This is a genomic window from Halolactibacillus sp. JCM 19043 (genome assembly GCF_001310395.1).
In the GTDB taxonomy this organism is placed as follows: domain Bacteria; phylum Bacillota; class Bacilli; order Bacillales; family Amphibacillaceae; genus Halolactibacillus; species Halolactibacillus miurensis.
In genome coordinates, this window is the sequence record NZ_BAXD01000010.1 from 1 (window position 1) to 12,370 (window position 12,370).

At 38.7% G+C, this 12,370-nt stretch carries 12 protein-coding genes and 1 pseudogene; 12 read left to right on the top strand and 1 reads right to left on the bottom strand.

All coding sequences use genetic code 11. From position 1 onward, the window contains the following. Positions 1-200: 200 nt before the first annotated feature. The 10 genes from JCM19043_RS06865 (at position 201) to JCM19043_RS18375 (ending at position 9,613) form a co-directional block, all read left to right on the top strand. Positions 201-1,142, top strand: a complete 942-nt coding sequence (locus JCM19043_RS06865) for a VOC family protein (RefSeq protein ID WP_062321172.1) — start codon at positions 201-203, stop codon at positions 1,140-1,142. 77 nt (positions 1,143-1,219) lie between these two features. Further along, on the top strand, positions 1,220-1,843 hold the full coding sequence (locus JCM19043_RS06870; RefSeq protein WP_062321174.1) for a nitroreductase family protein: 624 nt from the start codon (positions 1,220-1,222) through the stop codon (positions 1,841-1,843). Between the two features lie 143 nt (positions 1,844-1,986). After that, entirely contained in the window at positions 1,987-2,415 is a 429-nt protein-coding gene (locus JCM19043_RS06875) for a LacI family DNA-binding transcriptional regulator (RefSeq protein WP_062321176.1), read from the top strand. After that, entirely contained in the window at positions 2,397-2,975 is a 579-nt protein-coding gene (locus JCM19043_RS06880) for a trehalose repressor (protein ID WP_062321178.1), read from the top strand. Before JCM19043_RS06875 ends, JCM19043_RS06880 begins: the two co-directional genes overlap by 19 nt. Positions 2,976-3,112: 137 nt before the next feature. Beyond that, positions 3,113-4,489, top strand: a complete 1,377-nt coding sequence (locus JCM19043_RS06885) for a PTS transporter subunit EIIC (protein WP_062321179.1) — start codon at positions 3,113-3,115, stop codon at positions 4,487-4,489. 203 nt (positions 4,490-4,692) lie between these two features. Beyond that, the gene (locus tag JCM19043_RS06890) at positions 4,693-5,655 is read left to right on the top strand and encodes a carbohydrate kinase (RefSeq protein ID WP_062321285.1); all 963 of its coding nucleotides are present in this window, start codon (positions 4,693-4,695) and stop codon (positions 5,653-5,655) included. A gap of 29 nt (positions 5,656-5,684) precedes the next feature. Continuing rightward, positions 5,685-6,296 (top strand): hypothetical protein, encoded by a 612-nt coding sequence (locus tag JCM19043_RS18135; RefSeq protein WP_062321181.1) that lies wholly within the window; start codon positions 5,685-5,687, stop codon positions 6,294-6,296. Then, a complete protein-coding gene (locus JCM19043_RS18140) occupies positions 6,272-7,120 on the top strand; it encodes a GH32 C-terminal domain-containing protein (protein ID WP_062321182.1) in 849 nt (282 codons plus the stop codon). Before JCM19043_RS18135 ends, JCM19043_RS18140 begins: the two co-directional genes overlap by 25 nt. 184 nt (positions 7,121-7,304) lie before the next feature. Beyond that, positions 7,305-8,036, top strand: coding sequence for a type I 3-dehydroquinate dehydratase (aroD, locus tag JCM19043_RS06905; RefSeq protein WP_062321184.1), 732 nt, complete (start codon positions 7,305-7,307; stop codon positions 8,034-8,036). 368 nt (positions 8,037-8,404) lie between these two features. Continuing rightward, a complete protein-coding gene (locus JCM19043_RS18375; protein ID WP_062321186.1) occupies positions 8,405-9,613 on the top strand; it encodes a C40 family peptidase in 1,209 nt (402 codons plus the stop codon). Positions 9,614-9,745: 132 nt separating this feature from the next. On the opposite strand, the gene JCM19043_RS06915 is transcribed toward JCM19043_RS18375, so the two are convergent. After that, complete coding sequence (locus tag JCM19043_RS06915) at positions 9,746-10,606, bottom strand: DegV family protein (RefSeq protein WP_062321188.1); 861 nt, start codon at positions 10,604-10,606, stop codon at positions 9,746-9,748. A 177-nt stretch (positions 10,607-10,783) separates the two neighbouring features. Between JCM19043_RS06915 and JCM19043_RS06920 the strand changes: the two are divergent. Together JCM19043_RS06920 and JCM19043_RS06925 are read left to right on the top strand one after the other, a co-directional pair. Next, positions 10,784-11,628: pseudogene (locus JCM19043_RS06920) on the top strand (YitT family protein). A gap of 336 nt (positions 11,629-11,964) precedes the next feature. Further along, positions 11,965-12,282 carry a PDZ domain-containing protein gene (locus JCM19043_RS06925; RefSeq protein ID WP_062321190.1) on the top strand — a complete coding sequence of 106 codons (318 nt, stop codon included), beginning with the start codon at positions 11,965-11,967 and terminating at the stop codon, positions 12,280-12,282. Positions 12,283-12,370 lie beyond the last annotated feature (88 nt).

The window sequence follows — 12,370 nt, forward strand, 5'->3', positions numbered from 1 at the left end:
TGATTTAAAACCTATCGTGTCTAGTGCTAAACTTTGGGAGCTCATGTTGAGCTCCTTTTTAGTTTATATAAAATATCTTGAATTCGAAATAAAAATCTTTACTTTACCTATACGTCACGTGTATGATAGTGACAGATAACATTATATAATCGGAAAAATCACGAGGTAGAATACAATTTTAACAAAAGGAGCATAAACACATGACGCTGATATTAGGACACCACCACTTATCAATGATCACCAAACAAGCGCAAAGAAATCATTACTTTTATACTGACGTCCTCGGTATGAGACGCGTGAAGTTAACCGTTAATCAAGACGAACCATCCATGTATCATTTATTTTATGCTGATAGAGTCGGGACACCCGGTACGTCACTGACATTTTTTGAAATACCTGCGGTCGGTAAAACCTATCGAGGCACAAATGCAATCACAAGAATCAGCTTAGTTGTCTCCTCACAAGAAAGTCTCACCTTTTGGCATGATCGGTTAAGGGCTCGTGGAATGGAGATAGAATCTGTATCATCTTATGCAGGATATAACGCACTGTTGTTTGAGGACCCAGAAGGATTACGCTATGCCCTTGTCGTTGCAGAGTCAGAGGCGTTGCGTGCACATGCCCCATGGGATGAGACGGATGTGCCAGAAGCCCACCAAATTAAAGGTATTGGACCGGTTGAAATTACCGTTCGCGATGGGGATAGGATAGGCCAGACTTTGGTCGATATGTTTGGAATGACCAAGGTAAGTGAAGGAGAACAAGAGACCGTTTACCGAGCCGTACTAAATGATATCGCAAGTGAAATCATTATTAAACAACAGGCAGGCGAAGTGGAAAGACCAGGTCGTGGGAGTATTCACCACTTAGCTTTACGAGTAAAAGATGAAGCCGCACTAAGGCAAATAGAAGACAAGATTCAAGAACGCTTTCAGTCGTCTGGTGTGATTGACCGTCATTATTTTAAGAGTCTTTACGTAAGAGAAACGAATGGCATTTTGTTTGAGGTGGCTACCGATGGGCCAGGGTATCTCGTGGATAGTGATGAAGCATCATTAGGTCAAGGGTTAGCCCTTGCGCCAAAACTTGAACCACAAAGAGAAGCGATAGAAAAAGCGCTCATACCAATAGATGACAAATAAATCAAATAATAATGAAAAAATGACGATAAAATCAATATAAAATATGAATAATGAGACGCAATAAGGGGAGTAAACATATGACAGAGTTTCAAACACTTATAAAAGAACGCCGTTCAGCTAGTAATTTTGTGGAGGGGTATGAGGTAACTCAAGAAGCATTAATGAACATTTTCGAGATTGTTAAATACGGCCCATCAGCCTTTAACTTACAACACACGCACTATATTACTGTACTTGATCCGTCGATGAAAAAAGCATTAAAGGAAGCAGCCAATAATCAACATAAGGTTCAAACCGCATCTGCGGTCATTATTGTGACCGGCAGTAAAATAGCGCACGAACAAGCAGGGACAATTTACGAAGGTTTACACTCACTCGGGATCTTAAACAAACAAGAATATGACCTGATGGTGAGTGATACGGTTAATTTCTATCATGCTGGTGGAGAAGTATTTAAGCGTGATGAAGCTATCCGAAACGGGTCATTGTCAGCGATGCTGTTTATGTTGGCAGCAAAAGATCAAGGGTTTGATACGTGTCCTATGATTGGTTTTGATCAACTAAAAGTCAAAGAATTGTTAGAAATTGATGATGATCAAGAAGTCGTTATGATGATCACGTTAGGGAAAGAAAAAGTGTCCAGTAGAAAACCAAGAGGATACCGTAAACCAACGAGCGAATATGTGACGTTTATTAAGTGAAACGATAAAAAAGTCTGTTGCAAAATGAAAACGAATACATTTTTTCTTAAAAAACGGTTGACACATCGATATGATTTGATATAATATAATTGTGAAATCGATTTCAGTTATTTCACCAATCAACTCAATGAGAGGTGAAACGTATGCGTATTAAAGATATTGCCAAACTTGCAGGTGTTTCACCTGCGACTGTTTCAAGAGTCATGAACAACAATGGATATGTAAAAGAAGAAAAGCGTGAAGCGGTATTGAAAGTGATCAAAGAGGTAGACTATCAACCGAATCCTATCGCGCAATCACTGAAAAACCAAAAATCACACATGTTAGGTGTCATTGTACCGAAAATTAGTACCGAAACGGCCAGTCGTGTGGTGGCTGGTGTGACAGAAGTCGCAAAGGTACACGGTTACCAAGTATTAATCGCCAATACAGATTTAGATATCGAGGAAGAAATCAATTATTTAAAGTTTCTTTCGAATAAATCTGTCGATGGGATTATTATGATGGGAACAGAAGTGACCGATCGCCATTTAGCCGTAATGGATAAGTTGCTGTGCCGATTGTTATTTTAGGACAAGAAGTGAAAGGGTACACATCGATTATTCATAATGATTACGATGCAAGCTTTAGTATGACCGAGTATCTCATCAAACAACATCATCGCGAGATTGCTTTTATCGGTGTTGATGAGAAAGATGAAGCGGTTGGTGTCGTAAGAAAAAAAGCGTATCTAGATTGCTTGAATAAATATGCTGTTAAAGTTGACAGCAAGTTAATGGCTATAGGAGATTTTGATATCGATACAGGTTACCAGATGATGCAACAAATCTTAACGCATAAAACCCCAACGGCCGTATTTGCGGTAACGGATCACTTAGCGATTGGGGCGATTCATGCCTTACTTGATGCCGGACTTCGCGTGCCAGATGACGTTTCTGTTGTCGGCATTGGTGATATTAAACTGGCAGCCTATTTAAACCCACCACTGACAACCGTGCATTACACCTTTAAAACAAGTGGTAAAATGGCCGCTGAAGCTGTCTTCGAACTAATGGAAGATGACACAAAGCAGGGCAAACGATTCATGACCACGTTTGAGTTAAAAACGCGGGCATCGGTAAAAGCTATATAAAAAGAACCATCCGTTCTTTTTTAAAGAAACATGAAATCGATTTCAGTTAATCAATTAAAACAGGATTAAGATGTCTCATACTGGGGAATATCAAGTATGTCATCATATATTTTTAATCAAACTAGGAGGCGAACAAGATGAAATATCAACAAACGCTCGACAAGTTATTTGAAGTTGTTGGTGGTAAAGACAATATTAAGAATTATGAACACTGTGCTACGCGCTTACGGATTATTTTAAAAGATGATAGTAAAGTAGACAAAGCGATGGCAGAAGAAATTCCTGAATCAAAAGGTTATTTCTTTAACACAGGCCAACACCAATTTATCTTCGGGACAGGCAAAGTAAATGCGGTCTATGCAGATTTAAAAGCAGTGATGGGTGACAGTGATAGTGAAGAATCAAATGGTAACTTTAAAGAAGATGTGTATAAAAATCTAAATCCTGTTCAGCGTGTAATTAGAACGTTAGCCGACATTTTAGTACCACTTATTCCAGCCTTAGTAACAACGGGTTTGCTTATGGGGATTAGAGGACTACTCCTTGAACTAGGTGTTGAAATTGGTGATACCGGCTTAGCGTTATTTGGGATGCTGACTGATACTGCTTTTGCCTTCTTACCAGTATTGATTGCGTATAGTGCGACAAAGAAATTCGGTGGTAATCCAATCATTGGTATTGTTGTCGGTTTAATGATGGTCGCACCGCAATTACCAAACGCATGGGCAGTTGCTGGTGGTGATGCTGAAGCGATGACCGTATTTGGCATTGATTTAGTTGGTTATCAAGGTTCAATTATCCCAGCCATTATTGCTGGTTGGATGATTTCAAAATTAGAAAAAGTTTTACGTAAAGTAGTACCTGAAATGATGGATTTAGTTGTGACACCATTTATTAGTTTAACAGTGACGATTACTGTTATGTTATTTATCTTAGGACCTATTTTACAAACTGTTGAACACGGTGTCATTGAATCTATTATTTTCTTAATTGAGGCTCCATTAGGTATTGGATATGTTATTTACGCAGCATTCCAACAATTACTTGTTATTACCGGGTTACACCATTCATTATCCATTATCGAAATTAGTTTGTTAAATGATACTGGACAGAACGTTCTTAATACACTTGGTACTGCAAGTATGGCTGGTCAATTTGGTGCAGCCATTGCTACTGCACTCTTATTGAAAAACAAAATTAAAAGAAGTAATGCATTGTCATCAACAGCATCAACGCTATTCGGCATTACAGAGCCATTATTATTTGGGGTAAACTTACGTCACTTCAGAATCTTTGTATCTGGAATGATTGGAGGAGCAGCAGGTGGTTTAGTGACATCACTATTAGGATTAGCTGGTACAGGGATGGGTATCACATTTATCCCAGGTTTATTACTATACACAAGTAGCCTTTGGATGCTAGCGCAATATCTAATTGTAATTGCTGTAGCCTTTGTTGTAGGCTTTGTTCTGGTAAGAATTCAATCACAAAGTATTGCAAAAGAGATAAATTAAAAACAGATTTATTAATGCGAATAGGGTATAGGGCATCTGCCTGTACCCTTAGTGTTGTTCAAGTATACCAATAAACATAGCGTGTAAATCACTATAAATAGGGGTATAACTTAACATAGCTTATGTAAAAGTAGTCTAAAGAGAAGGTTAAGTGTTTGAATAAGAAGAAAGTTATAGATGTTAAAATGAGAGGGATGACTGTAATGAACGACGTATATAGTATTGGTGAAGCACTGATTGATTTTATTCCAAGTGTGACGGATTCAGATTTAAAAGACGTGTCTAGTTTTAAACGGGTGATGGGTGGCGCGCCGGCAAATGTTGCGATGACGGTGAGTAAGTTAGGTGGAAAGAGCCGGTTTATCTCTAAACTAGGTAAAGATGCCTTTGGTGATCATATTACGGAACAATTAGAACAGTATGGCGTTGATACGACGTATTTACTAAAAACAGACGAAGCGAATACAGGGCTTGCGTTTGTATCATTAAAAAAAGACGGGCAACGAGATTTTTCATTTTATCGTAAGCCTAGTGCTGATATGTTACTGAGTGATACAGAGGTGAAAGATATTCCTTTTAATAAAGGTGACCTGTTACACTTTTGTTCAGTCGATTTAATTGAAGCGCCAGTAAAGTATGCTCATAAACAAGTGATTGAAGATGCGATTCGCCAAGGAGCAACGATTAGTTTTGATCCTAATGTCAGACTCCCACTTTGGCCAGATGAAGCAAGTTGTAAAGAAGCGATTCAGTCATTCTTGCCACTTGCTGATATCGTCAAAGTATCGGATGAAGAACTCACGTTTATTACAGGAATTAAAGATGAACAAGAAGCTTTACAATCTCTATTTAAAGAACGGGTCAAATGTGTCATTTATACAAAAGGTAAAGACGGCGCCGTTTTGTTAATGAAAGGTTTTAATGTCGCACACCATGGTTTTAAAGTTGAGGCGATTGATACAACTGGGGCAGGAGATGCGTTTATTGGCTCGTTTTTATATCAATTAGCTGAGCTAGAAAAAATCACTGACCTAACAGAAGAAGGTGCGCGCGATATGTTAACCTTTAGTAATGCTTTTGCGGCACTCACAACAACAAAGCACGGGGCGGTTGAGTCCTTACCAACGATTGAAGCGACCAAAGCATTCATCCATCAACAGAATTAAAGAAAGAAATAGGACAGGGGGATGTATCAATGAATCCATTACATGACGAAATGAAACAACGCTATAAAGCAATGATGGCATCGTTTGAAGCGAATGATCAAGATCCTTATCGGCTGCATTTTCATGTGATGCCACCGACAGGTTGGCTGAATGATCCGAATGGCGCTTGTCAAGTAGACGGTCTCTATCATCTCTATTATCAATACTCACCGTATGATGCGGCGGGAGGTTTAAAATATTGGGGGCATTATACATCAACTGATCTCGTCCACTTTGATGATGCAGGACTAGCGTTATTACCTGATCAACCGTATGACCTCCATGGTGTCTATTCAGGTAGTGCGTTTGAAGAAGATGGTGTGATCCATTATTTTTACACCGGAAACGTGAAGCATTTAGGTGACCATGATTATATTACCTCAGGACGAGAACAAAATACGATTCATGCCGTTAGCTATGACGGCGGGATGACAATTCAAAATAAAGAGGTTGTCATAGATTCAAAAGATTATCCAGCCGTATTCAGCAACCATATTCGAGACCCGAAAATCAGAAAAATTAATGGCATGTACTATATGATTCTTGGTGCACGCAATCGTCACGATGAAGGCTGGTTATGTTGTATAAATCCGTTAACTTAAAGGATTGGGACTATCATGGTCCTTACTTTGGTCCAGAGGTAGGTATGGGCTATATGTGGGAATGTCCCGACTTTTTCGAGTTAAACAATAAAGAAGTATTAATCGTCTCACCTCAAGGTATGGAGCCAGATGGCTTATTGTATCAAAACGTCTATCAGTCAGGGTATTACCTTGGAGAGATGGATGAAGAACACGTCACATTTAAACCAACCAGTCACTTTTATGAACTGGATCATGGTTTTGACTTTTATGCACCACAAACATTTGAAGATGAACAAGGCCGGCGAATTATGTGGGCCTGGATGGGCTTACCTGATGCCGATTATGATAATCCGCTTGACTATGACTGGCAACATGCGATGACACTACCGCGTGTCTTAACGGTGGAAAACCATCAACTTATGCAGCGACCACATCCAAATTATCAAACACTTCGTCATAACGAAGACCGTCGTCAGCTTCAATTAAGTGAAGGCGCTTATGAATATTTCACTGGTAAGGTCGCAGAACTCCTTGTGACAATTGAACAAGTAAAAGATTTGAGTATCACCATCCGGTCAGATGTGACGTTATCGTATGATGATGACACGAAACAATTGACATTAACACTCGGTGACGCTGGTAGAGGACGTCAAACACGTGCCGTTGACTTAACCGCCTTAAATCAACTTCAGTGCTTCGTTGATCATTCGTCATTAGAAGTGTTTATCAATGATGGTGAACAGGTGATGACCACACGGATGTATCCAAAAGCTGATGAAGAAAAGCTAGAATTAACAGGTGACGTCAAAGGGACCGTTACCCATTGGTCACTACAAAAATAATCGTCACCCTTAATCAACAGACAAACAGCCATCAACCAATGGTGGCAGTTTGTCTGTTTTTAAGGTACAATAAAAACTCAAGTGTCAGAATAATCAAAACATAACTGAAGCTATGACTAAAAAGACAAGCAGCATAATTAATTAAGAGATATGAGACACACATACTCAAGGAGAGGGCTAAACGATGAAGATAAAACATATATCATTTGATTCTAAAACAACACCAAAGGTTTGTGTGGCGATTATTGCTACAACAGAGGCAGCGTTTATTATGGATTGGCAAGAGACGAAACGAGAAGATATTGATGTCATCGAGTGGCGGGCAGACTATTTTACGGGTGATGATTCAGCGATTCTTACCTTATTAGAAAAAGAACACCGCCCTGTCATATACACCATCCGAACGAAAGAAGAAGGCGGGGAACTGCCGTATCAAAAAGATCAGTACATAATCCGCTATAAACAAGCGATTGATTCAGGTGTGATTGATGTGATTGATCTTGAATGGGCAAGAGATTATGAAGGAAAAACGATGTTAATAGATTATGCTAAAGCAAAAGGCGTCAAAGTGATCACGTCCTATCACGACTTTCATTCAACACCAAGTTATGAAGACGGTAAGAAGTTACTTAGCGCTCTTGCTAACGATGGTGGTGACATAGTGAAATTAGCTGTGATGCCAGAATCCAAACAAGATGTCCTCACGCTGCTAGCACTAACTGTGGAAGCAGAATATTTAATCACTCAGCCAGTTATTACGATGTCCATGGGAGAACAAGGAACAATTAGTCGTCTCCTCGGGGAATGGACAGGCTCCATTTTAACTTTTGGTTCGGTCTCACAAGCATCCGCTCCCGGTCAATTATCTGTCACTCAATTAACACACTCCCTTCAAGACTTACATCGTTATTTCTGATTGTGTGTCATGACACACCCAGTGAATGGACGTTAACCCTTATAGATCGAGGGATATCTTCCATTCGCTGGGTGTTTTTCTTGTGTTCAATAATCGTCCGCGGACAAAGGGATAACCGTATCATCATATTTATATCAGGAAGATTTCATTATACGAAAGGAGACAAAGTCGCTTGTTAATTATCTGATAATTATGGGTTAGGTACAAACTTTGTAACATAATTGTAATACAATTAAAATTGTCCTGACACCTTTGCGTGTTATACTAGCGTCACTGAGGAAATTAACGAAAGAATCTTGGTAACGTTTACAAATCAAGGTTCTATAACTAATATATGACAAATTATAAAAAGAAATGAGTGAATGTCTGTGTTTGGTAAAAAAATTCTCGCAAGTCTTATCGTCTCATCAAGTCTCTTATTTGCATCGCCTTTATTAAGTGATAGTGTATCTGCAGAAACAGAAAGTGAGCTTAAACAGGAACGTGAAGAAGTACAAGCAAAGCTCGCTGAAAAGAAAGCAGAGTTAGAAACACTACAAGAAGAAATGGTCGCACTTGAAGACCAAATTGAACGCACGAATGAAGCGATTGAGTCTAATGAAACGACCATCACAGAAACAACAGAAGCAATCGAAGAAACAAAAGCTGAAGTGACAACTTTAGAAGAAGAGATTGCTAATTTGGAAGAAGATATCGAGAAACGCCGCGATATTTTAAAAGACCGCATGGTCGCACTTCAAAAAAATGGCGGAACAGTGAGTTATATTGAAGTCATTTTTGGTGCTGAAAGCTTTTTAGATTTTATTGAACGTGTCACAATGATTAATAAAATTACTCAGTCAGATCAAAAACTATTAGATCAAATCAGTGAAGCACAAGATGTGGTTGAAACTAAAAAAGTAGAAGTAGAAGATAAATTAACATCACTTGAAGCAACAATGGAAGAATTAGAATTGATGCAAGCGCAATTGGAAGACCAAAAGGCGCAACATCAAGAAAATATCGATACATTAACAGAACAACAAGAAAAAAGTGAACAATTAGTAAGAGACTTAGAATTAGAAGCAAGTGATCTTACGCAAATGATTGAAGATATTCGTGCACGTAACAGTCAAGCACAAACGTCAACGAGTGATCCTTCGCAATACACAGACGATTCTTCATCTGCACCTACGGTAAGTGCAGGTAGTGGGAATACAAGTAATATCATTTCAGCTGGTTACAAATACATTGGTAATTCAACATATAAATTCGGTGGCGGACGGTCACAATACGATATTTCACGTGGGTTATTTGATTGTTCAGGTTATGTCTCTTGGGCATTTAGACAAGAAGGTATTCATATCCCAAGTAGTACATCAGGCTTGCAATATACAGGGACGAAAGTTCCTTACAGCCAAGTTCAACCAGGTGATATCGTCTTCTTTAACACATATAAGACAAATGGACACGTTGGTATCTACGTCGGTAACGGTAAATTTATCGGTTCTCAAACATCAACAGGTGTAGCAATCGCAGATATGACATCAGGTTATTGGGCAAGTAAATTTAGCGGTCATGTACGTCGCGTGAACTAATAAGGTTATTATAAAGCCGTAAGAGTGAAACATGCTCTTACGGCTTTATTCGTATTAATGAATAAAGAAACACATGAAAAAACCTCGCTTCTTAAGATGCGAGGTTATAAGGATTATTTATAAGGATTATAATTAGTGCACGGGTTTACTTGGGAAAAAGATTGCAATCGTACCTGGGCCGGTATGTGAACCAATGGCAGCACCAATCATACGAATCTCAACAGCTTTAACACCGAAGCGTTCTTTAATTTCATCTGCCAACATTTCAGCATTGTCTAAACAATCACTATGGCTAATACCGACAATCTGATCTTTTAAATCAATACTGCGTTCTTCCATCATATCGAGCAAACGTTTGTATGCTTTTTTTGTACCGCGTATCTTTTCTAAAGGAATAAGTTTTCCATCAGCAACATGTAAGATTGGTTTGATTTTAAGCAATGTCCCCATAAAAGCCGCCGTTTTAGAGACGCGTCCACCGCGGTAGAGATATTCCAAATCATCAACTGTGAAGATATGTTCCATATGTTCCGCATAGTACTGGCTTTGAGCAACGATTTGATCAATAGATTGCCCTTCATTTGCTAATCGCGCTGCTTCTTTTACGACTAAGCCGTAACCAAATGAGGCAGATAGCGTATCAATCACCCGAATATCTGCTTCTGGGAAGTCATCAAGGACCGCGTCTCGTGCGATCGTAGCTGATTGATAGGTACCAGATAAGGCAGAAGAGAAAGCTAAGTAAAGGCAGGTATCCTTGTTTTCAGCACATTGTCTGAATACGGTTTCGAACTGATCAGGTGTAACTTGAGAAGTTTTCGGACTTTTACCCTCTCGCATTTCATCATAGACGTACAGTGGCTCAATATTTTCACCATCTAAATAAGTTTCTTCATTAATTAAGACTGAAAGACTGACACGGGATATGTTAAGTGATGAAAAGTCCTCTTGACTGAGATCACTTGCTGAATCCGCGATAATTTTAACTGTCATATATATTCCCTCCTTAAGGACGAGTAAAAAAAGATTTGCATCCTATTACTATCTAGTTTATAGTGTAGGGTGGTGTTCGTCAAAGGTTTTTGCTAAATTCGTTTAAAGTGTAAAGAATTGTGAAATAGGGAAACATTTAATATAGATGATTAATGAAACGTATAGGAGGGAACTGACGTGTTTTTATTTGAGGTCAAACGAATCGTGATTGTGATTATAGGTGCACTGATTAACGCCATTGCGCTTAATTTCTTCTTCATTAGTGCCGATGTATATGCGAGTGGTTTTACCGGGGTAGCACAACTGTTATCAACGGTATTTAGTCAATTTTTTAATATTGATTTTATATCAACAGGGATTTTACTCTTACTTTTAAATATTCCTATCTTTCTGATGGGGTGGTTTAAAGTAGGGAAGCACTTTACGTTATATAGTATGTTATCTGTCGGTATGTCTACCTTCTTTTTAGACTTATTCCTGTTTATAGCTTTTCTGATGACATTATGTTAAATGCTGTATTTGGTGGGGTCCTCGGTGGTTTTGCGGTTGGAATCACGCTCAAATGGGGGGCATCAACGGGTGGTTCTGATATTTTAGCGATGATTTTATCGCGAATGAAAGATCGTCCCATCGGTATTTACCTTATGATTGTCAACGGGATTATTATCTTCTTCGCCGGCTTGCTTAATGAGCCAGAGAATGCGCTTTATACGTTACTTGCCCTCTATGTTGCGACGCGGGTCATTGACGGAATTCATACTCGTCATGAAAAAGTAACGGCGATGATTGTGACGAAGAAAACAGATGAGTTATCAAGTGCGATTCATGAACAAGTGGTACGAGGTATTACCATCTTACCAGCTAGAGGCGCATATACGAAGGAAGATAAGTCAATGTTAGTCGTTGTTATTACCCGTTATGAATTGTATGATTTAGAACGGATCATTTATGAAACAGACCCTGAAGCGTTCACTAATATTGTACAAACAGCCGGTGTATTTGGCTTCTTTAGAAGAGAATAGAAGGGAAAAATACACAGTTAATAACTTGCTTAATTGTAAAACCGACACCACGTGGCGGTAATTTTTATTAAATTGTCGGTTCAATATTTACTTAGCTATGCTAAAATAAAAGGGAAGTAAACACTATGTCACTACATAGGAAACACATTACCTCCCCTAATGGCTATATTTCGACAATTCGGTAATGTTAAGGTAAAAGCTCGTGGCGATTATGTCCCCCGAGCTTTTTTTCTGTCTATAAAAATTATTAGCCGCATAATACTTATGAAGCTAATAGTCAATGTGTGCTACACTAAAACAAGCAAATACATGGTTGGGAAATGGAGCTTACAGGTTATGGGAAAACGTTTAAACTTATCTTATTCACAAATCATGATGGTGATGACGGTCACTACTATTATTATTTTTAGTTATTTATTTTTTAATAATTTACAGCCTTTTACCGGCATCAGTGTAGGTGAAACAAGTGAGTCACATACATATGTCATTACCCACTTGCATCGTTTAGGATGGGGAAAAGCCGTTGGTTTATCAGAAGGCGATCTTATTGTGTCAATTAACGACACCCCACCTAGTCAGCATGAAACGATTATAAGAAAGATGAAAGTAGAACAAGTAGACACACTCACGATTGAACGGATGATCGTCAATTAAGTTACCGCGTGAGATATGTACCGGATATTTTCCTGCAGTACTTCTTTTATTTACTTTTACCGAGTGTCTATTTTCTAATCAGCATCTT

What these genes read in the sequence shown, in the direction of transcription:
- JCM19043_RS06890 (WP_062321285.1), top strand. Translation starts at nt 4,693, where the DNA reads ATGAACGACGTATATAGTATTGGTGAAGCACTGATTGATTTTATTCCA.
- JCM19043_RS06915 (WP_062321188.1), bottom strand. Translation starts at nt 10,606, where the DNA reads ATGACAGTTAAAATTATCGCGGATTCAGCAAGTGATCTCAGTCAAGAG.
- JCM19043_RS06875 (WP_062321176.1), top strand. Translation starts at nt 1,987, where the DNA reads ATGCGTATTAAAGATATTGCCAAACTTGCAGGTGTTTCACCTGCGACT.
- JCM19043_RS18135 (WP_062321181.1), top strand. Translation starts at nt 5,685, where the DNA reads ATGAATCCATTACATGACGAAATGAAACAACGCTATAAAGCAATGATG.
- JCM19043_RS06865 (WP_062321172.1), top strand. Translation starts at nt 201, where the DNA reads ATGACGCTGATATTAGGACACCACCACTTATCAATGATCACCAAACAA.
- JCM19043_RS06885 (WP_062321179.1), top strand. Translation starts at nt 3,113, where the DNA reads ATGAAATATCAACAAACGCTCGACAAGTTATTTGAAGTTGTTGGTGGT.
- aroD (WP_062321184.1), top strand. Translation starts at nt 7,305, where the DNA reads ATGAAGATAAAACATATATCATTTGATTCTAAAACAACACCAAAGGTT.
- JCM19043_RS06870 (WP_062321174.1), top strand. Translation starts at nt 1,220, where the DNA reads ATGACAGAGTTTCAAACACTTATAAAAGAACGCCGTTCAGCTAGTAAT.
- JCM19043_RS06925 (WP_062321190.1), top strand. Translation starts at nt 11,965, where the DNA reads ATGGGAAAACGTTTAAACTTATCTTATTCACAAATCATGATGGTGATG.
- JCM19043_RS18140 (WP_062321182.1), top strand. Translation starts at nt 6,272, where the DNA reads ATGTTGTATAAATCCGTTAACTTAAAGGATTGGGACTATCATGGTCCT.